At 64.4% G+C, this 20,119-nt stretch carries 20 protein-coding genes; 13 read left to right on the forward strand and 7 right to left on the reverse strand.

The features are described 5' to 3' along the window. Positions 1-39: 39 nt before the first annotated feature. Positions 40-768: an AzlC family ABC transporter permease gene (locus tag AC04SI_RS03815; RefSeq protein ID WP_404275494.1), complete on the forward strand. Its 729-nt coding sequence runs from the start codon at positions 40-42 to the stop codon at positions 766-768. Then, positions 765-1,061 (forward strand): AzlD family protein, encoded by a 297-nt coding sequence (locus tag AC04SI_RS03820; protein WP_192180859.1) that lies wholly within the window; start codon positions 765-767, stop codon positions 1,059-1,061. The genes AC04SI_RS03815 and AC04SI_RS03820 overlap by 4 nt, the downstream gene beginning before the upstream one ends. Positions 1,062-1,311: 250 nt before the next feature. Here the strand turns inward: AC04SI_RS03820 and AC04SI_RS03825 are convergent, their stop codons facing one another. The 3 genes from AC04SI_RS03825 to AC04SI_RS03835 all read right to left on the reverse strand — a co-directional run bounded on the left by AC04SI_RS03825 (position 1,312) and on the right by AC04SI_RS03835 (position 4,811). Further along, a complete protein-coding gene (locus tag AC04SI_RS03825; protein ID WP_404275496.1) occupies positions 1,312-3,156 on the reverse strand; it encodes an aminopeptidase P family protein in 1,845 nt (614 codons plus the stop codon). A gap of 141 nt (positions 3,157-3,297) precedes the next feature. Next, complete coding sequence (locus tag AC04SI_RS03830; protein ID WP_488473928.1) at positions 3,298-4,170, reverse strand: 50S ribosomal protein L11 methyltransferase; 873 nt, start codon at positions 4,168-4,170, stop codon at positions 3,298-3,300. 65 nt (positions 4,171-4,235) lie between these two features. After that, positions 4,236-4,811 carry an SCO family protein gene (locus AC04SI_RS03835; protein WP_282595050.1) on the reverse strand — a complete coding sequence of 192 codons (576 nt, stop codon included), beginning with the start codon at positions 4,809-4,811 and terminating at the stop codon, positions 4,236-4,238. A gap of 205 nt (positions 4,812-5,016) precedes the next feature. On the opposite strand from AC04SI_RS03835, the gene AC04SI_RS03840 reads away from it, so the two are divergent. The 3 genes from AC04SI_RS03840 (at position 5,017) to AC04SI_RS03850 (ending at position 6,777) form a co-directional block, all read left to right on the forward strand. Further along, the gene (locus tag AC04SI_RS03840; protein WP_006204882.1) at positions 5,017-5,505 is read left to right on the forward strand and encodes a CreA family protein; all 489 of its coding nucleotides are present in this window, start codon (positions 5,017-5,019) and stop codon (positions 5,503-5,505) included. A 69-nt stretch (positions 5,506-5,574) separates the two neighbouring features. After that, positions 5,575-6,216, forward strand: coding sequence for a DapH/DapD/GlmU-related protein (locus AC04SI_RS03845; RefSeq protein WP_404275499.1), 642 nt, complete (start codon positions 5,575-5,577; stop codon positions 6,214-6,216). Positions 6,217-6,348: 132 nt separating this feature from the next. Further along, a complete protein-coding gene (locus AC04SI_RS03850; protein ID WP_404275501.1) occupies positions 6,349-6,777 on the forward strand; it encodes a low affinity iron permease family protein in 429 nt (142 codons plus the stop codon). A 3-nt stretch (positions 6,778-6,780) separates the two neighbouring features. Here the strand turns inward: AC04SI_RS03850 and AC04SI_RS03855 are convergent, their stop codons facing one another. Next, the gene (locus AC04SI_RS03855) at positions 6,781-7,647 is read right to left on the reverse strand and encodes an SDR family NAD(P)-dependent oxidoreductase (RefSeq protein WP_404275502.1); all 867 of its coding nucleotides are present in this window, start codon (positions 7,645-7,647) and stop codon (positions 6,781-6,783) included. Positions 7,648-7,780: 133 nt separating this feature from the next. On the opposite strand from AC04SI_RS03855, the gene AC04SI_RS03860 reads away from it, so the two are divergent. Beyond that, entirely contained in the window at positions 7,781-8,062 is a 282-nt protein-coding gene (locus tag AC04SI_RS03860) for a hypothetical protein (protein WP_192180865.1), read from the forward strand. Between the two features lie 206 nt (positions 8,063-8,268). Continuing rightward, positions 8,269-9,456 (forward strand): MFS transporter, encoded by a 1,188-nt coding sequence (locus AC04SI_RS03865; RefSeq protein WP_404275504.1) that lies wholly within the window; start codon positions 8,269-8,271, stop codon positions 9,454-9,456. Positions 9,457-9,459: 3 nt separating this feature from the next. Here the strand turns inward: AC04SI_RS03865 and AC04SI_RS03870 are convergent, their stop codons facing one another. After that, the gene (locus tag AC04SI_RS03870; RefSeq protein WP_404275506.1) at positions 9,460-10,932 is read right to left on the reverse strand and encodes an MATE family efflux transporter; all 1,473 of its coding nucleotides are present in this window, start codon (positions 10,930-10,932) and stop codon (positions 9,460-9,462) included. Between the two features lie 317 nt (positions 10,933-11,249). Between AC04SI_RS03870 and AC04SI_RS03875 the strand changes: the two genes are divergently transcribed. Next, complete coding sequence (locus tag AC04SI_RS03875) at positions 11,250-12,044, forward strand: L,D-transpeptidase (RefSeq protein ID WP_404275507.1); 795 nt, start codon at positions 11,250-11,252, stop codon at positions 12,042-12,044. 79 nt (positions 12,045-12,123) lie between these two features. On the opposite strand, the gene AC04SI_RS03880 is transcribed toward AC04SI_RS03875, so the two are convergent. After that, positions 12,124-13,590, reverse strand: coding sequence for an esterase-like activity of phytase family protein (locus AC04SI_RS03880; RefSeq protein ID WP_488473929.1), 1,467 nt, complete (start codon positions 13,588-13,590; stop codon positions 12,124-12,126). Positions 13,591-13,912: 322 nt separating this feature from the next. Next, complete coding sequence (locus AC04SI_RS03885) at positions 13,913-14,938, reverse strand: LacI family DNA-binding transcriptional regulator (RefSeq protein ID WP_404275511.1); 1,026 nt, start codon at positions 14,936-14,938, stop codon at positions 13,913-13,915. Positions 14,939-15,136: 198 nt separating this feature from the next. On the opposite strand from AC04SI_RS03885, the gene AC04SI_RS03890 reads away from it, so the two are divergent. The 5 genes from AC04SI_RS03890 (at position 15,137) to AC04SI_RS03910 (ending at position 20,101) form a co-directional block, all read left to right on the forward strand. Continuing rightward, positions 15,137-16,168: a Gfo/Idh/MocA family protein gene (locus AC04SI_RS03890; protein WP_404275513.1), complete on the forward strand. Its 1,032-nt coding sequence runs from the start codon at positions 15,137-15,139 to the stop codon at positions 16,166-16,168. After that, the gene (locus tag AC04SI_RS03895; protein WP_404275515.1) at positions 16,165-17,073 is read left to right on the forward strand and encodes a sugar phosphate isomerase/epimerase family protein; all 909 of its coding nucleotides are present in this window, start codon (positions 16,165-16,167) and stop codon (positions 17,071-17,073) included. The genes AC04SI_RS03890 and AC04SI_RS03895 overlap by 4 nt, the downstream gene beginning before the upstream one ends. Positions 17,074-17,179: 106 nt before the next feature. After that, positions 17,180-18,193, forward strand: coding sequence for a substrate-binding domain-containing protein (locus AC04SI_RS03900; protein WP_488473930.1), 1,014 nt, complete (start codon positions 17,180-17,182; stop codon positions 18,191-18,193). A 64-nt stretch (positions 18,194-18,257) separates the two neighbouring features. Continuing rightward, complete coding sequence (locus AC04SI_RS03905) at positions 18,258-19,055, forward strand: ATP-binding cassette domain-containing protein (protein WP_488473931.1); 798 nt, start codon at positions 18,258-18,260, stop codon at positions 19,053-19,055. After that, positions 19,052-20,101, forward strand: coding sequence for an ABC transporter permease (locus AC04SI_RS03910; protein ID WP_404275520.1), 1,050 nt, complete (start codon positions 19,052-19,054; stop codon positions 20,099-20,101). The genes AC04SI_RS03905 and AC04SI_RS03910 overlap by 4 nt, the downstream gene beginning before the upstream one ends. Positions 20,102-20,119 lie beyond the last annotated feature (18 nt).

Raw genomic sequence — 20,119 nt, forward strand, 5'->3', positions numbered from 1 at the left:
GGCTCTCCCTACATACCACCGTTCTGGCAGGAGTGGTCGATGGCTGTGGAAGCGATCTCCGAGGGCAGCGCAAAAAGCGATTTCTGGGACGGCGTGCGGCTCTCGATGCCGGTCGTGGTGGCGTCGGCGCCGTTTGCCTTGCTGTTCGGGGCGATTGCCGTCGACAACGGGTTTTCCGTGCTCGAGGCCTTCCTGATGAGCGCCCTGGTCTTCGGCGGCGCCAGCCAGATGGTCGGCATCGAACTGTTCGGGCAGCATGTCGCGCCCTGGCTGATCGTGCTGTCGATCTTCGCCGTCAATTTTCGCCATGTGCTCTATTCCGCCGGCCTCGGCCGCCGTATCTCCCATTGGCCTGTGATCCAGCAGGCGCTCGGCTATTTCATTATGACCGATCCGCAATACGCCGTGGCCGAGGCCAGGGCGGCGTCCGGCAAGACGGTCGGCTTTGTCTGGTATCTGGGGCTTGGCCTGCCGGTCTATGTGTTCTGGGTGGTCGAAAGCGCGCTCGGCGCGGTGTTCGGCAAGCTCATTCCCGACACCCATGCGCTGGGCATCGACTTCCTGCTGCCGATCTATTTCCTCGGCCTGGTGCTTGGTTTTCGCAAGCGGCCGCTCTGGCTGCCTGTGGTCATGGCCAGCGCCGTTGCCTCGATCATCGCCTACAAGACAGTGGGTTCGCCCTGGCACGTTTCCATCGGCGCGGTCGCCGGCATGCTGTTGGCGGTCATCCTGCCGCCGCACCATAGCGGCGTGGGGGAACGGCCATGAGCACCACCTTGTGGATCATCATCGCCGGCGCGATCGCCACCTATCTCACCCGCATCGGCGGGCATCTGGTCATCTCGCGCTTCGAAAACATCCATCCGCGCGTCGAGGCGGGCTTGAACGCGGTGCCGGCGGCGGTGCTGACGACACTGGTCGCGCCGGCCGCACTTAGCGCCGGGCCCGCCGAATGGGCGGCGCTGATCGTCACTGCGCTGGCGTCGCTGCGCGGCGGCCTGATGGCGATGTTTTTGGCCGGTACGGCGGTGCTGATCCTGGCACGGCAGTTCGTCGGGTAGAGTTCTGCCGGCGCGACCGTTTCGAGCCGTCTGTGCCGCCCCTCATTGCCCTGCCGGGCATTTCTCCCCGTATAGTGACGGGGAGAAAGACGCCGTCGTCGATGGTTTCGCCAATCGCCTGCGTAGCAGAAAAAAAGAGCGCCAACGTTGCAGTCAGCCCCTTCTCCCCGTCACTATACGGGGAGAAGGTGCCGGCAGGCGGATGAGGGGCAGCGTCAGCCTTCCAAGCTGAATACTGGGCCCCTCTACGTCAGATCTTCGCGTCGTGCGGCAGCGGTGCCGCCGCCTTCTCCAGCCAGGCCAGCGTTTCACCGTCGAGCATCGGGCCGATCTCAGCCAGAACGCGCGCGTGGTACTGGTCGAGCCAGTGCAGTTCGTCGCGCGTCAAAAGGTCGGTGCGTATCAATCGCTTGTCGATCGGCGCCAGCGTCAGCGTCTCGAAACCGTGCATGGCGATGTCGCCGCCCTCTACCTGTTCGGCCGCGGTCACCAGCACGAGGTTCTCGATGCGGATGCCGTAGGCGCCTTCCTTGTAGTAGCCGGGCTCGTTGGAGAGCATCATGCCGGCGAGCAGCTTTTCGGTGCCGGTGCGGGCGATGCGCTGCGGGCCTTCATGCACCGCCAGATAAGAGCCAACGCCATGGCCGGTGCCGTGGGCGAAGTCGCAGCCATGCTTCCACAGCGCCATGCGCGCCACCGCGTCGATCTCGGAGCCGCGCGTGCCGGCGGGGAAGCGCAGCATGGAAATGCCGATCATGCCCTTCAGCACCAGGGTGAAGCGCTCGCGCATCTCTTCGGTCGGCGCGCCGATCGGCACGGTGCGGGTGATGTCGGTGGTGCCATCCTGATATTGCCCGCCGGAATCGAGCAGGAACAGTTCGCCATCGGCGAGTTTGCGGCTGGTGGCGCGCGCCACGCGGTAATGCATGATGGCGCCGTTCGGGCCGGCGCCCGAGATGGTGTCGAAGGAGACGTCGCGCAGCGGCATCTGCGTCTCCTCGCCGGTCTGCCGGCGCGTCTCCTCAAGCCTGGTGACGACCGCGATCTCGTCGAGCGTGCCCGGCTTCTGGCGATCCAGCCAGCAGAGCAGCTTGGCGATGGCGGCGCCGTCGCGACGATGCGCGGCGCGGCTGCCGTTGATCTCGGCCTGGTTCTTGGTGGCGCGCGGAATGCGAGCGGGATCGGGCGCGGCAACGACAGTGCCGCCATTGTCCTCGACCAGCATCTTCAGCTTCTCCGCCACCAGCACCGGGTCGAGCGCGATTTTTGCACCACCCTTGGCCAGGGCAGCGATGGCCGCCTCGAACTTGCCGGGTTCGTGCAATTCGGCAAGCTGGGTGAGGTAGGCAGCGACGGTGCGCGAGAACTTGCGCTGGTCCATGAACAGCTGGTGCGAACCGTCGGCGGCAAGCACGGCAAAGCCGAGCGCCAGCGGCGTGTGCGGCACGTCGCCGCCGCGGATGTTGAAGGCCCAGGCGATCGAGGACGGGTCGGTCAGCACGGCATGCGTGGCGCCATCCTTGCCGATCGCAGCCGCCAGCCGTACCAGCTTGTCCTTAGCCAGTTCGCCGGCAAAGCCGATCGGGTGGATCTCGACTGGCGCCCGGGGCGATTCGGGCTGGTCCTTCCAGATGACGTCGATCGGGTTCTTCTCGAGCGGCACAAGTACCGCGCCCGACTGCTCGGCAGAGGTTTGCAGCGCCTTGACCTCGCTCAGCGTATGCAGCCAGGGATCGAAACCAAGCCTGGCACCCTTGCCGAGATTGTCCTTGATCCAGGTGGCGGGCGGGTTGTCGACGAGGCTCTCGATCGAAAAAATGTCGAGATCGACCTCGCTGCGCACCTGTAGGGTGTAGCGCCCGTCGACGAACATGAAGGCGCGGGCGGCGAGCACGATGGCGGCGCCGGCCGAACCGCTGAAGCCGGTCAGCCATTTCAGCCGTGCCGAGCGGTCGGCGACGTACTCGCCCTGATGCTCGTCGGCGCGGGGCACGATGAAACCGTCGAGGCCGTTGGCCGCCAGCCATTGGCGCAGCAGCGCCACACGCGGCTTGCCGACAGCCGGATCGCCAGCGGAATCAAAGGTCTGGAACATGGTGGCCTCTCCTCTTGCCGCAAGCATAACGCATGACCCCAAGGATCGGAATCGATTTCCGGCAGGGGCGTTGCGCAGGCGCAAACTGCTACAGCGCCGCTTGCCTGACAACCGGCTGGATTTGGTCCAGGTTCTCCGGTGCTACCGCTTGAGATGGATCGTCACCCAGCCTTCGCAGTGCAAGGTCCTGACGTGGCGGAACTGCTGGCCGACATAGGCCGAGACCACCGCGTCGCGCTGGCGGTCGAGAATGCCGGAGAGCACGATCGAGCCGCCCAACGATATATGCCTGGCCATTTCCGGCGCCAGCCGCATCAGCGGACGCGCCAGTATGTTGGCGACGATGAGATCGAAGGGCGCGCGCGCAGCAAAGATCGGGTGGTGGAAGCCCGGCGCCGTCACCGTTTCGACCAGCGCCTTGACGTGGTTGAGGCGGGCATTGGCGGCAGCCACTTTGACCGCGACCGGATCGATATCGGTCGCCAGCACCGGAATATGCGCGAGTTTTGCCAGCGCGATCGCCAGCACGGCGCTGCCGGTGCCGAGGTCGAGCGCATTCGCCGGATGCTCGCGGCGCACGACCTTTTCCAGCATTTCCAGGCAGCCGGATGTGGTGCCGTGATGGCCGGTGCCGAAGGCAAGGCCGGCCTCGATCTCGATGGCGAGGTCGCCGCTGCGGCGCTTGTCGCGGTCATGCGCGCCATGGACGAAGAAACGCCCGGCGCGCACCGGCTTCAGACCCTCCAGCGAGCGCGCCACCCAGTCGATTTCGGGGAGCGTTTCGCGCTCGATCGGTTTCGGCAAAGAGAGTCCGGCGAGGACGTCCTTGACCCTTGCCTCGACCACATCGACGTCGCCATCGGCATAGAGCGACACTTCGTGGATGTCACGATCCTCATCGACCTCGAGCACGGCGATCGGCAGGCCCTCGTCCTCGAAGGCAACTTCGAGCGCCGCGAAGATACGCTCGGCCTCGATCTTGCGGGTGGTGAAGTAGAGCCGCGTCTGGGTCATGAGATTGTTTCTTGCTTGAGCATGATCTTTTCCGAAAACCGGTTCCCACTTTTCGGGATCATGCTCTAGCCCGCCGCCAGCCGCTTCAGCTTGGCAATGGCGGTATCGGCGCTTTCGCCATAGGCGATGGTACCGGAGAATTCGCCCCTGGCGTTCAGCAGCAGCACCGAAGCGGTGTGGTCCATTGTGTAGTCGCCGTCGCCGGTGTCGACCTTCTTCCAGTAGATGCTGAAGCCCTTGGCCATGGCGTGGACCTTGTCCGGATCGCCGGTGATGCCGACGATGCGGTCGGAGAAATTGCCGACATAGGTGTTCATCACCTCGGGCGTGTCGCGCTCCGGGTCGACGGTCACGAAATAGGCATTCAGGTTCTTGCCGCTGTCGCCCATCGTCTTCAGCCAGCCGGCCAGTTCGAAGAGGGTGGTCGGGCACACTTCCGGGCAATGAGTGAAGCCGAAGAAGACGACGCTGGGATGACCCCTGAACGCTGCTTCGGTGATCGGGGCGCCCTTTTGGTCGACCAATGTGAACGGCGTGCCGAACGGCTCGCCGCCATAATGGCCGCGATACCAGTCGAAGGTGAGCCAGCCGATGCCCGCCGCCATCAGGACGAGAATGCCGACCAGTATTGAACGCATCATCAATGGGTGTCCGTCGTGATTGTCATGGCACGCGCCGGATGGGCGCGGAAAGCCCTTGTTCGGTGAACACTCTTACCGGTTTGGCGTTCGCACGCAAAGATGTCGCGTTGCCGCAACCGGCAGGCGGCGCACACACGATCTGCTTGCAAAGTCCCGCTGCCCGTCCCACCTGAGGTCGGCAAAACGCGAACCGCAGGAGGCTCATTTGCGAAAACTGATCGGCGGCGCCCTGGCCGCATGCCTTGTCCTCGGCACCGGTGTGGCGGCGGCAGACGAAGTGGGCAAGGTCGGCGTCGACTGGCTCGGCAACGACATCATCGTCGAGGCGATCAAGGATCCGAAAGTGGAGGGCGTCACCTGCCACGTCTCCTATTTCGATCGCGGTGTCATCGACCGCCTGCAGAAGGGCAACTGGTTCGAGGATCCGTCGGATTCCTCGATCTCCTGCCGCCAGACCGGCCCGATCACCATCGGCGACATCGACATGAGCGAAGGCGGCGAGGAAGTCTTCAAGCAAGGCATCAGCCTGATCTGGAAGAAGCAGGTGGTGAACCGCATCTACGACAAGACCAACGAGACGCTGATCTATCTGTCGCATTCGCGCCAGGTCCAGGATGGTTCGGCGAAGATGTCCGTCACCACCGTGCCGCTCTACGGCCAGAACGTGGTGTGGACCAAAGGCAAGCCGAAATAGACCCTGGCAACAGCTGACGGACGATTGGTCCCGCTTGCGGGACCAATCGTCCGGGCGTAAAGCCGCCACATGGACCGTGCCGAAAATCTTGTCCTGAAAGACCCGGAACCGCGCATTCATCCGACCGCGGAGTTGAAGGCGTGCAAGCTCGGACGCTACGCCTCGATCGGCGAACGGGTCGTGCTGCGCGAGGTGACGGTCGGCGACTTCTCCTATTTCGAGCGCCATGCGGAAGCGATCTACACGACGATCGGCAAGTTCTGCTCGATTGCCGCCAACAGCCGCATCAATGCACTGGAGCATCCCATCGAGCGGCTGACGCAGCACAAGATCAGCTACCGGCCGAACGAGTATTTCCGCTGGCTGGGCGTCGATGCGGGCTTCCGCGAGCGGCGCCAGGCAAAGTCGGTCAGCATCGGCCACGATGTCTGGATCGGCCACGGCGCGGTGATCATGCCGGGCCTGACGATCGGCAATGGCGCGATTGTCGGCGCCAACGCGGTGGTGACGCGCGATGTGCCGGCCTATGCGATCGTCGCCGGCGTTCCGGCGAAACCGCTGCGCCAGCGCTTCGGCGCCGACATTGCGGCGCGGATCGAAAGCCTGGCGTGGTGGGACTGGGCGCCGGAAAAACTAGCCAAGGCGGTCCCCGACATGCAGGCGATGCCGATCGAGGCTTTCCTCGATCGCTGGGAAAACGACATTCCCTGAATCTCGCGCAGGCGCGTACGCCGCGTTCACGAAATACCCTTGTTGGAGGGAACCCGGAGCCGCCGTGGTTGTTTCTCCCGGTGCGAGATGATCCCTTGGGATCATCTCGTCGCCGTCATTTGGGGATTGCCGATGTTCGAGAAGCTTTTTACCAGCATCGCCAACAAGGTCGCGCACCTTGCCGGCTTGCCGCTGACATTTGCCGCCTGCTGCCTGATCATCGTCGCCTGGGCGGTGACCGGGCCGATCTTCGGCTTTTCCGACACCTGGCAACTGATCATCAACACCGGCACCACGATCGTCACCTTCCTGATGGTGTTCCTGATCCAGAACACCCAGAACCGCGACGGCGCGGCGATCCAGGCCAAGCTCGACGAGTTGATCCGGGTCGGCCGGGCTCACAACACCTTCATCGGTATCGAGCATCTGACCGAAACCGAGGTCGAGGAGATCCGCGCCAAATGCGAACAGGCGGCAAAGCGGCATGACAAGAAGATCGCCGACATGGCCGCCAGGAAGGCGGTGGCCCAGAAGCGCGGCGCCAAGGGCCAGGCCGCGTGATTGTCAGTCGTTCATGAATGCCGCGAAGGCGTCCTTGTGGTCCGGGTGCCAGCGCGACAGAGCAGGGCGGTTTTCGATGATGTCGCCAATCGCCCAGGCCATGCGCTTTTCGTCCGTCGGCCGCGCGACTTCGTTGTCCGGGCAAAGGATATAGAAATCGCCATGCAGCAGCGATGCCAGCATGAAATCGATGACCTGCTCGCCGGTCCAGGCGCCGGCGGGTTTTTCCACCGCGCCTTCGGTCAGGCCGGTAAAGGTGAAGCCGGGGATGAGCAGATGGGCCGAGACCTTTGCGCCTGGCTCGTTGCGCAGGGCATGCGCGAGGCCCTCGGTGAAAGTCTTCACGCCTGATTTGGAGACGTTGTAGGCGAGGTTGCCGGGCGGCGTGGTGATGCCTTGCTTGGAGCCCGTGTTGACGATGAGGCCAGGCTTGCCCGATGCCAGCATAGCCGGCGCGAAGGCCTCGACGCCGTGGACGACGCCCCAGAAATTGATGTCGAGCAGCCGCTTCCAGGCATCGCGGTTTTCCCAGGGTTTTCCCGGATTGTCGCCGACGCCGGCATTATTCATCAGCAGCGACACGCCGCCGAAGGCGCTGTGCGCCTTTTGCGCCAGCCGGTCGACCTCGTCCGCCTTGGCGACGTCGGTGGCGACGGCGAGAACGCCATCCTCGCCGGCGATCGTGGCGACCGCGCGGGCGGCCGCGTCAAGGCGCGCGCCGCCGATGTCGGCGAGCACGATCTTCATGCCCATGGCTGCCAGCCGCTTGGCCGCGGCAAGGCCGATGCCGCTGGCGCTGCCGGTGATGACGGCGACGTTGCCGGAGGCGAGGGCGGGCAAAGCGGTCTGGATTTCGGCATCGCTGGTCATGATTTTTTCCTTGTTCGGGGTTGCGCCGAACTTAGCGTCCGATGCGCCCCAGGCAAGTCCGGTTCGACGTCTTCGGGTTGACCATATTGGCACGCGCTGCGCATGTTGCGCGAACAGAGGAAGGATTTGCCGATTGACCGACTGGATCGAGATCCTGAAGGAGCAGACCGCCACCGGCGACCAGATGGGCCGGGAGGTGCCGCAGATGCTTGCCAATCCCGACATCAGCGAAGCGCAGGTGAAGACGCTGTTTTCGGCGCTGGAAAAACAGGCCGAGTTCGTCGAGAAACTGCGCATGGCGCTGGAGAAATTCGGCCATGATTTCCCGATCATCAAGGCGGCCGAACGGCTGGAAGAGCGCTATGCCGACCTTGCCGCGTCGGTCGCCGAAAAGCTGAAGGCGATGCGCAAATAGCGGCTGCTTGTTCGACCAGCCTTTCGAAGCGCCTGTCCGGCACGAACCAGATCACCGCCACCGCCACGTATATGGCGACGCCGCCATGCTGCCAAAATTGTCAGGAGCGCGTTCGGCAAGGGGAACGGCGATCCCCAAATAGGCGTTAGGCGAGTATCCCCAAAAATGCAAAAGCAGAGGTCGAAAAGACCATCCACGCTGAAACCATGACGAGAGACAACGAACTCGGCGGTGGCGCTGCAATCGCCGTTGTCGCTACAATGATCGCGGTGCTTTTTGCTGGCAGCACGGCACTGACGCCGCTTTACGTCATCTACAAGCAGGCCTTTGGTTTCTCGCAGATCACGCTGACACTGGTCTATGCCGTCTATGTGGTCGGCAATCTCGGAGCACTGCTGGTGTTCGGACGATTGTCCGACGTCATTGGCCGCCGTCCTGCCGCGCTGGCGTCAATGGCGATTGCGGTGGTCAGCGCATTGTTGTTTCTGCTCGCCGAGAATGTCGCCTGGCTCGATGTGGCCCGGATACTGAGCGGCCTCGGCATAGGTATCGGCGCGGGAACCGGCACTGCCTGGCTTGCTGAGCTGATTGCCGGCGACGATAAATCACGCGCCGCCACGATCGCCACCAGCACCAATTTCGTCGGCCTTGGCCTCGGCGCGCTGGCGTCGGGATTGCTGGCCGAATACGCGCCATGGCCGCTGAGGCTGACATTCGCCGTCTACCTGGCGGTGCTCGCCGTGGTCACTGTGCTGATCTGGCGCACGCGCGAGACCGTTGCGCGCCACGGACGACTTGCCGATGTCTCCATGCAGCCACGCCTCTCCGTTCCCGGCGCCATCCGCGCGCGCTTCGTGGCACCCGCGGTGACCGGCTTCGGCGCCATGGCGCTGGTTGGCTTCTATGCAGCTCTGGCGCCCAGCATCCTGGCACAGCAGCTGCATGCGACCAGCCATGCCGAGGCTGGCGCACTGTTTTTCGAGTTGTCGATCGTGGCTGCGGCAACCATCCTGGCGACGACGCGGTTTTCGAGCCGCGCCACCATGCTGGCAGCGCTGGTGCTGATGATCCCGACGGTCGCCTTGGTCGTCGCCGCGCAATTCTTCGCATCCATGCCCATCATGATTGCAGCGACGGCTTGCTGCGGCGTGGCGGCGGCGCTCGGCTATCGCGGCGGCCTGCAAGTGGTGAACCAGATCGCGCCCGCCGACCGCCGCGCCGAAGTGGTGTCCGCCTTCTTCATCTGCTGCTTCTGCGGCAACGCGCTGCCGGTCATCGGCATCGGCCTTCTGTCGAGCTGGACAAGTGCCACGACGGCAAGCCTCGCCTTCGCAGGCATGATCACCATCTTCTCACTGGTGGCGCTGGGGTTTGGCGCAAAATACGCGCGCTGAGCATCAGCCGTTCGGCGTCTCCGGTGCCATGTTTGCGCGCTGGCGCGGCACGCCGAGGCCGGTGTCCGGCGGTTCGCCGGCAGCCGGCCTGTTCTCGATCATGTGCATGGTTCGCCAGCCGCCGAAACGGTAGTAGGCGGCGGCGAGCGCCAGCGAGGTGATCGAGCCGGCCGGAAAGCTCCACCACAGCGCTTCCTCGCCAATGACGCTCCGGAAAAAGTAGGCAAAGCCGATGCGCACGATCAGCACCGAGATCACCAGGATGATCAGCGGCGGCATCACCGCACCGGTGGCGCGCACCGTGGCGAACAGCACGATGGTGACGCCGAACAGGATGAAGGACCAGGACGCGACATTGTTGATATGGGCGGCGATGTCGATTGCCGCGCTGTCGGTGCTGAGGAACAGGCTGAGGATCGACCGGTCGAAAAGGAACAGCAGGTAGACCAGCGCGCCGGTCAGCACGAGGTTGAAGCCGACGCCGGAGGCGGCGATACGGCCGATGCGGTCCCAGCGCCCGGCGCCGACATTTTGGGCCGCCATTGAGGAGACGGCGGCGCCGATAGCCAAGGCCGGCATCTGGATATAGGTCCAGAGCTGCGCGGCGATGCCATAGGCGGCGGCGACCTGCGAGCCGTAGGAATTGACGATGCCCATCACCGTCAGCGCCGCCGCCGAGATGACGATCATCTGCAGGCCCATCGGCACGCCCTTGAAAACGACGATCCTGAGCAGCGCCGGATCCGGCCGCAACAGAGCGAGATTGGCGCCGGCCAGTCGCAGCGGATGTTTGCGCGCATAGAGCACGACGAGGATGGCGATCACACTCACCGTCTGGCCGATCAGCGTTGCCGTGGCCGAGCCGGCAATGCCGAGTTCGGGGAAGGGGCCGATGCCGCGGATGAGCAGCGGGTTCAAGACGATGTCGAGCATGACGGCCAGCGCCATGAAAGAGAAGGGCGTGCGCGAATCGCCGGCGCCGCGCAGCACCGTCATGACGAAGGACAAGAGGTTCATCATCGGCACGGCGACGAAGATGATGCGCAGATAGGAACGGGCGAGCGGCAAGGCGTCGGCCGGCGTTCCCAACGTGTTGAGGATGGCGTCGACCCAGACCCAGCCGCAGACCGCCAACAACACCGAGATGAGGAAGAAGAAGGTGGCGCTGGTGCCGACGATGCGCCGCGCCTCGGCAAGGTCGCGGGCACCCACCGATTGCGCGACCAGGATGGTGGCCGCCATGCCGATGCCGAACACCGTGCCGAGGATCAGGAACAGCACCAGATTGGCATTGGAGGTTGCGGTAAGAGCTGCCTCGCCGAGGAAGCGGCCGACCCAGACGGCGTTGATCGAACCGTTGAGCGATTGCAGCACGTTGGAGCCCAGCACCGGCAAGGCGAACAAGAGCAATGTGCGCGGGATCGGGCCGCTGGTGAGATCGGCAGGGCGCCGGCGGCCAGGCATATTCTCGTCCATGGTGAGCTGCTCGGCGAAGGCTCGTCTTTGAGTCCAGTCCGTGATGATCGCCGATTTAGCGGGACAGGTCGATGCGGCGTCGGAAAATTCCGCCTAGAGCCGGATGATTTCAGGTCGAATCGACCTGAAATCTGAATCCGTCTCTAAATCAAAGAGATAGAGCATGATGTCACCCGAAAACCGCTTCACACCTTTCGGCATCATGCTCTGGCGTGCCTTGAGCCAGTCATGTTCTCAAAGCTTGCGGAATGGGATATTGGTCCTGGGTGCGAGGGGCCGCACTTTTATAGATATCTTATGGGGTAACCGGGGGGATCATGTCCGATAGTCCGCTGTTTCTTGAGCGCCTGAACCGGCGCGCGTTTCTCGGTGCATCCGCTTTGAGTGCGGCCTCGGTGGCCCTTTCGGCATGCACCACGACGGAGGTGGTGACGCCGCCAGTGGCAGCGCCGCCGCCGCCAAGCGAGTCGGCTTTCGGCGCTGCCGCAAGCATGTATGCGGCACGCGTCGACGAGGGCTATCAGCTGCCGGCAATCCCGGTAGACAAGCTCGATCCGAAGTTCGTACGCCAGATCGTGTCCGACCCCACCGGAGAAAAACCCGGCACGATCGTCGTCGATACCTCCGAGCACTTCCTCTACCTAGTACGCGACGGCGGCGAGGCCATCCGCTATGGCATCAGCCTCGGCAAGGCCGGTTTCGGATGGACCGGCAGCGCCGTGGTTCAGGCGCGGAAGAAGTGGCCGGTCTGGACGCCGCCGCCGGAAATGATCCAGCGCCGGCCGGAATTGGCGAAATACAAGGACGGCATGCCGCCCGGCCCGCAGAGCCCGCTGGGCGCCCGGGCGCTCTATCTCTTCCACGACGGTAAGGACACGATGTACCGGCTGCATGGCACGCCGGAGTGGGATTCCATCGGCAAGAACGCTTCGTCGGGCTGTGTCCGCTTCATGAACCAGGACATCATCGACCTCTACAGCCGCGTCAACGGCGTCGCGCAGGTCTTCGTGCGCCCGAACCTGTCGCCCGCCGGCAAACTCACCGCCGTGTCGAACAGGACCGCCGAGCCTATCGATGCGGGCGTGCCAAGGGACGCCGAGATCTTGAAGTAAGTGCCTTCACGGCACTCGTGGTCGTCGACAAACGGCTTGAAGGCGGACGCGCTAAACACGTCCGCCTCCAAATCCGGAGCTAGTTCGTGGCGAGGTTCGGCAGCGTGACCTGGTAGACCAGGAACATGGTGTCGACATCGGCGCCATCCTCGGCCTTGTAGGGCGCGCCGACCTGGAAGCCGTCCTGGGTCAGGAAGTCGTTGTCGTTGGCGACGAACAGGAAATAGTCGTCGGGCAGCTTGGGATCGAGCACGCTGACCAGCGACATCGCTTCCCACTTCTCCGAGAGGTTGTTCTTGTCGTTGGGCTTGCCATTGTGCAGGCCGAAGCGGCCAAGCTGGGCCTTGTCGTTGATGTCGATGAACGGCGTCAGCTTGGCCGGCGTCACAGACGGGTCGAGCACGCCCTTGGGCGCCACCGGCTTGTCGGCGGCGTCGAAGGGGCCGCCGGAGATGTCGGTCGCCGCCGAAAGATCGACGACATTGATCTTGCGCAAGAGCGACTCATCGCCCTTCAGGCCCTGGCCGTTGCCGCTGTCGCGGGTCAGCATCAGGAAGGTCTTGTCGGACAGCGCCACGATCTCGCTCTGCGCCGCGACCTTGGTCTTGTCCTTTGCATCCTTGAACACCGGCAGCGGCACGACATATTCATGCGCCAGCTTGAGATGGGCAAGGTCGGAGGCGTCATAGACCAGCGCCCTGGTGTTCTGGCGGGTTGAACCGGAATCGCCGCCATCCTGGCGCGGCGCCGACTGCAGCACGGCAATCAGGAACTTGCCGTCCGGGGTGATCGCCATGCCTTCGAGGCCCTGGTTGTTGTGGCGGCCGGTCTCGGGATCCTTCGGATCGGGCTCGGCGGCACCGGGGCCCGGATTGTCCGAGGCGAAGTTCGGCGTGCCGTGGCGCATCGGCACGAGGGCTACCGGCGGCTGCGTCGCCGACATCAAATGGCCATCGGCCGAGAAGCGGTAGATGTTGGGGCCATATTCGTCGGAGATGAACATGGTGCCGTCGGGCAGGCGCACGATCGCCTCGTTGTCGAGCGCCAGCTTGCCGTTGTCGGCCTGCGGCAGGATCGGCATGTCGCCGCTTGCTGCCCGCACGCCGTTCAGCGGATCGAGGCCGGTGGCATCAGTGCCCTTGTCGTCGGTCAGCAGCATGGTGTCGGCAAGCGTCGCCTTGACGCCGGACTGTTCCTGTCCGGTGGCGGGTGCCGCGCCCGGAGCCGTCGGGGCAAGCTTGATCGAAATCGTGTTGAGGCGGGCCCGATAGTCGGTGGTGCCGACGACATTGTAGCCGCGATCCGGCAGCAGCCAGAGCGATCCCTTGTAGCCGTTCGCGTCACGCATCCAGCCCTTGACGTCGATCGCCATCCCGGAGCCGGAGCCGAAGGTCTCGCCGAACTTGTCCTTCAGGTTGGCCGGGATACGGCCGACGCCGACCAGCCCCTTGTTGACATAGGCGACGCCATCAGCGAGCGCCGGCGTCAAGGCGGTGAACAGAGCAAGTGCCGCGCCAAGCGCGACGGTTCGGCTGAGATGTTTCATGGATATCCCCTTGTGACAAAGCAGCCCGGAGCAGGCGTCGCATTGACTTTGCCTCCAGCGCCTTTCCGCCAAGCGGTCTAGGACGCGAACATGATACTTGCGTGACAGGCGCCATTTCTTCCCTTCTCCCCCTGTGGGAGAAGGTGGCCGAGCGAAGCTCGGTCGGATGAGGGGTGTTGGAAGGATCTCTACGTTGGAGAACTAACCGCTTAAATCCCTCGATCTTCTTACGCTGCGTTTCTTCCGGCACCCCTCATCCGTCTCGGCACTGCGCGCCGATCCACCTTCTCCCACAAGGGGAGAAGGAAGAGGCGTTCTCCCGTCAATCACTCTCCCGCGCGATCAGCTCCAGCGGCCAGACCTCGCGCATGATGCGCGGGCCTTCCTCACCGGCGAAGGTGGGAAGCGAGGCCAGCAGCATTTCGGCCAGCCTTTGTCCCATCGGCTCCAGCGACGGGCGGAAGGCGGTCAGCGCCGGCGAGAAATAGCGGCAGAGCGGGGTGTCGACGATGACGATTACAGCGATGTCGTGGCCGGGCCTGATGCCCATCTCGGCCAGCGCCTTGCAGCCGCCGAGCGCCATGGCGTCATTGTTGAAGATGATGGCGGTCGGCGGATTCTTGGCGCGCATGACCTGCGGTATCACTTCGTAGCCGCCGGCCTCGTTGATGAAACCGTCGGCGATCAGGCCGGGATCGACTTCGATGCCGTGCTTTTGCAACGCCTTGCGATAGCCGTCGAGGAACAGGTAGCCGAAATTGAGGTCGAGAGACGGGCGGATGGCGGCGATGCGGCGGTGGCCGCGCGCTACCAGCCGGTCGACCGCGTCGGCGCCGGCCTTTTCGAAATCGAGGTCGAGCGAGGGGTAGGCGGTGCCGCCGGAGCGGCTGCGGCCGAGCGTGGCGAAGGGGAAGCCGGCCTGGGTCAGATAGTCGATGCGCTCGTCCTCGCGCCGTGTCCAGGCCAGCACCACGGCGTCGGCGCGGCGCGTCTCGACGACACGGCGCAGGCGCTCCTGCTGATAGTCGCCCGGCGCGCCCATCACCACGATCAGGTCGAGGCCGCTTTCGGCGAGCCTTGCCTGCAAGCCGGTCAGGAACGGAATGAAAAAGGGTTCGCCATATTGCTGGTCGCCCGGATGCGGCTGCAGCATGAAGGCGATAGAATGGGTCGAGCCGCGGCGCAGACTGCGGCCGGACTGGTTCGGCGAATAGTTCAGCTTCTTGGCCGCTTCGAGCACGCGCTGGCGCGTGTCGGCGTTGACGTCGGCGCGGCCGTTGAGCGCCCGCGACACGGTGCCGATCGATATGTTCAGGTGACGTGCAAGGTCGTGGATACTGGACGCCAAAGACTTTCTCCCCCGACTTTCGCTAGCACTGGCCGCCGCTCAGGCCAAGGCGGTTGATGACGATTTTCACGAGCGGCCAATTGACATTCTACGCCATCGGGTGTGTTGTCGTAAACGTTTACGGAAAAACGTTTACGGTGATGCCGTGAGTGCCGTGACTTCGGTCTGGAGGGACCGAACGGGGAGGAGGAGCGCTGGATGATGAATGTCGTCCTCGTCGGCTGTGGCGCGATGAGCAAGCATTGGCTCGACGCCGTGAGGCAGATTGATGGGCTCGCCATTGTCGGCCTTGTCGACCTTGACGCCGAGCGGGCGAAGGCGAGGGCGCGCGAATACGAGCTGACCGGCGCCGTCATTGGAACCAGCCTGGACGCGGTCCTCGACCAGACCAGGCCCGACGCGGTGTTCGACGTCGTGGTCCCTGCTGCCCGGCGCGACGTCGCGCTTTCCGCCTTTGCCCATAATTGCCACTTGCTGACGGAAAAGCCGCTGGCCGACAGCCCTGAGAATGCGCGCGCCATCGTCGAGGCCGCACGACGCGCCGGGCGTGTTCATGCCGTCGTGCAGAACCGGCGCTATGTCGCCAATGTCAGGCGCATCCGGCGCTTTCTGGACTCAGGCGCCATTGGTGCCGCGACCAGCATCCATGCCGACTTCTTCGTCGCGCCGCATTTCGGCGGTTTTCGCGAGGAGATGGCGCATGTCCTGCTGCTCGATATGGCGATCCACACCTTCGACGCCGCCCGCTATATGGTCGGCGGCGAGCCGGCAAGCGTCTATTGCCAGGAATGGGAGCCGGCCAGTTCCTGGTACCGGCAGGGATCGTCGGCCAGCGCCGTCTTCGATCTCGGCGGCGGCAAGGTCTTTACCTATGCCGGCTCCTGGTGCGCTGCCGGTTTCCGCACCAGTTGGGAGGGCAGCTGGCGCATCGTCGCCGAGCACGGCAGCCTCACCTGGGACGGCCATGACGCGCTGACGGCGGAACTTGTGCTGCCGGCCCGCGACGGCCTTTTCGACAAAACCGAGCCGGTCGAGGTGCCGCCGCTCGACCCCGCCGACCGCGTCGACGGCCATCTCGGCATCATTCAGGATTTCATGCAGGCCATCGAGACCGGCACCCAGCCGGAAACGCGCGGTGCAGACAACATCAAGAGCCTGGCCATGGTCTTCGGCGCCATCGAAAGCGCCGAGACCGGACGCCGCGTGGCGATCTCAAAGGAAGCACAATGACGCCAAACCCGCTTCTCGACATCCGGATCGGCACCATGGTGCGGGCCAATCTCGACGACCCGGCGGCCTACATCAGAGAGATCCTGCCACTCGGCTTCGAGAGCATCCAGCCCTTCTTCTGGCAGACGCTGGGCGGCAAGGATCTGCCACGGCTGGCCGGCCAGATCCGCGAGGCGATCGGCGATGCCGACGTCACCGTGTCTTCGATCGGCGTGTTCGGCAATCCGCTGGAGAGCGGCGAAGTCGACCGCGGCGTGCTCGCGGCCTGGGAAACGGTCATCGACCATGCGCATCTGTTCGGCGCCTCCACGGTCAGCGGCTTCACCGGGCGCATTCGTGGCAAGCCGCTGCCCGAGAGCCTGCCGCGCTTCCGCGAAGTGTGGGGGCCGCTGGCCAGGCGCGCCGCCGACAAGGGCGTGCGCATCGCCTTCGAGAATTGCGCGATGGACGGCAACTGGGCTGCCGGCGACTGGAACATCGCCCACAATCCGGACGCCTGGGAATTGATGTTCAACGAATTGCCGGACGACAATCTCGGCCTCGAATGGGAGCCCTGCCACCAGCTCGTCTACCTGATCGATCCGATGCCGCAGATCCGCAAATGGGCGCCGCGTATCTTCCACGTCCATGGCAAGGACGCGACGGTGCGCTGGGACGTGATCCGCGAACATGGCGTGTTCGGCCGCCTTCCGTTTGTTCAAATGCGCACGCCGGGCTTCGGCGACAGCGACTGGACGCGGGTGATCAGCGAATTGCGGCTGGCCGGATACAAAGGCGCCATCGACATCGAAGGTTGGCACGACCCGGTCTATCGCGGCGATCTGGAGATCACCGGGCAGGTCCGCGCGCTGGAATACCTCCAGCAATGCAGGGGAGGTGTCAGCTACCTGCCAAATCCAATGTGAGGATTGGCCGGCGGGAGGAGCCGGCCGGCCAGGAACTGCGGCGCCAAGCCGAAGCCATCGTCGAAAACCCCCTCGGCTTGCGAGGGACCAAAAGGGAGGAACGTGCATGAGCATCGCGATGAGAACGACACTTCTGCGCTCGAGCGTCGTGGCGGCGGCCACGGCGCTGTGCGCCGCAATCTCCACTCTGCCGGCGCAGGCGCTCGACGCCCAATGGTGCAAGGACGTCCATATCCGCTTCTTCGTCGGCGGCGCCGAGGGCGACGCTTTCGGCACCATCGTCTATAATGGCGCCAAGCAGGCGGCGGCCGATCTCGGGCCGAAGGTGGACTACATCTTCTCCGGCTGGGACGTCGAAAAGATGGTGCAGCAATTGCGCGAAGCGGTCGCGGTCAAGCCCGGCGGCATCGCCATGATGGGCCACCCGGGCGACGCTTCGATCATGCCGCTGGCCGAACAGGCGCACAAGGACGGCATCAAGATGATGTACCAGAACGTGCCGGTGCCGAAGGTGGTGGCGGCGTTCGGCGGCGGCTATGTCGGTGCGCAGCAGGAGCAGCAGGGCCGCGCGCTCGGCGCCGAGGCGTTCAAGCTCGGCGGGCTCAAGGCCGGCGACAAGGCGATCATGATCGGTCCGTTCGAGAACGAGAACCGCGGCGCGCGCGAGCGCGGCACGGTGGCGGCGCTGAAGGAAGCCGGCGTTGAGGTCATCCAGTTGTCCTCGCCGCCGAGCGGCGAGTGGGCTTCGGATCCGAACCTGGCCATTCCGGTGATCACCGCGGCACTGCTCAACAATCCCGATGTCAAGGCGGTCGGCTATCCCGGCGGGCAGATGCTCGGCAATGTTCCCACCTACATGCAGGCTGCGGGCAGAAAGCCAGGCGACATCTTCAACTTCGGCTTCGACACCAGCCCGCAGATCGTCGAGGGCTTCAAGGGCGGCTGGGTGCAGCTGACGGCCGACCAGCAGCCGTTCCTGCAAGGCTATCTGCCGATCCTCAGCCTTTGCCAGCAAGTGGTGCTGGGTCTTGCGCCGATGAATGTCGACACCGGCGCCGGCTTCGTCACGCCGCAGAATTACGAGATCGTCTCCGAGCTCGCCAAGCAGGCGCTGCGCTGACCCGTAACCTCGGCATGCCGGTCGGACAGGCCCGACCGGCAGCCGGAACCAAGCGAGGACCGCCATGGCCGAACGCATCATCGAACTGCGCGATATCAGCAAATCCTACGGCCAGGTCTATGCGCTTGGTGGGGTCAATCTCAGCGTCGATCGCGGCGAGGTGGTTGGGCTGATCGGCGACAACGGCGCCGGCAAGTCGACGCTGATCAAGATACTGTCCGGCGTGGTCAAGCCGACCAGCGGCGAGATCCTCGTTCGCGGCAAGCCGGTGACCGGGTGGAGTGCCGCGCGCTCACGCGACGCCGGCATCGAGACGGTGTTCCAGGACCGGGCGCTGGCCGTGCAGCAGACCATCGTGCGCAACATCTTCATGGGTCGCGAACTGACCAGCTGGCTGGGCTGGCTTAAAGTCGGCAAGGAGATCGAGGAGGCGAGCCGGCTGATGCGCGAGATCGGCTTCACCTCGAAAGTGTTCACGCCGCACTCGATCGTCGGCCAGCTTTCGGGCGGCGAACGCCAGGGCGTGGCGATCGCACGCGCCATCTATAAGCAGGCGGAGCTGATCATCCTCGACGAGCCGACGACGGCGCTGTCGCTGACCGAGACCGCCAAGGTGTTTCACTTCGTGCGCCAGGTGCGGGCGAGCGGCCGCTCGATCCTGTTCATCGGCCACAACATCCACCATGTCTTCGACATCGCCGACCGTTTCGTGGTGCTCGATCGCGGCAAGGTGGCGCTGACAGCCGACCGCAGCGAGGTCAAGTCGGCCGAAGACCTCATCATCTTCATGGAAGACGTGGCGCACCCAGGCGGACTGGCGGGGCTGCATGACGCCGGCGAAACGGAGCAGCGAGTGCGATGAGCAAGACCATGGAACCCGATCTGCAGAATCCTCTCGGTCTCCCGCGCGGCGAACCGGCCCGACCAGAATGGAAACACCCGTCCGACCACTGGCTGCGCGGTTTCGTTCTCGACAACCGCGCTTCGCTCGGCACGCTCGGCGTGTTCATCGTCATGATGGCGGTGTTCATGATCGCCAACCCGACCGTCTTCACCACCTGGTATCTTTATAGCTCCGTGCTCACCACGCTGCCGGTGGCGCTGTTCGTGGTGGTGCCGCTGGTCTTCGTCGTCACCTGCGGCGAGATCGACCTGTCGTTTCCGGCGACGATGGGTTTTGCCTCCTGGGTCTTCGCCCTGGTGGTGCAGGCCGGCTATGATCCGTTCCTCGGCATTGCCGCGGCAATCGTCACCGGTACGCTGCTCGGCTTCCTGGTCGGGTCGCTGGTCGTCTATGGCGGGCTGTCGTCACTGATCGCCACGCTCGGCATGAATTTCCTGCTGCGCGGCCTGATCCAGATCATCAACGAGGGCAAGTCGATGGCGCTGACCGGCCTGGCCGACAGCTGGGCCTACAAGATCTTCTCCAGCCAGCTCTACGGCATCCCGGTGCAGATCTTCTGGGCGATCGGCTTCGTCGTGCTGTCGGCGCTGCTCTACAACCGCCATCGCTTCGGCGCGCAGGTGAGGGTGGTCGGCGACAATCCCGACAGCGCCCAGCAGATGGGCATCGACGTCAAGCGCGTCCGGGTGAAAGTGTTCGTCTTCGTCGGCATCGGTGCCGCGATCGCCGGCACCTTCTCGGTGATGATCAACTTCACCTGGTGGCCGACCGCCGGCGACGGTTATCTGCTGCCGGTGCTGGCATCGGTGTTCGTCGGCGGCACGCCGACCTGGGGCGGCATCGGCACCGTGGTCGGCGGCGCCATCGGCGCGGTCACCGTGTCCTTCATCCAGACCGGTGTCGTAGCAGCGGGATTGAGCGGCTTCTACGTGCAGTTCTTCAACGGCCTGATCATCATCCTGTCGCTGCTTGGCCATAAATGGAACCAGGCGCGGTATCGGTGAACGCAGGTATTTTCAGGC

It is taken from the genome of Mesorhizobium sp. CNPSo 4689, assembly GCF_057784325.1.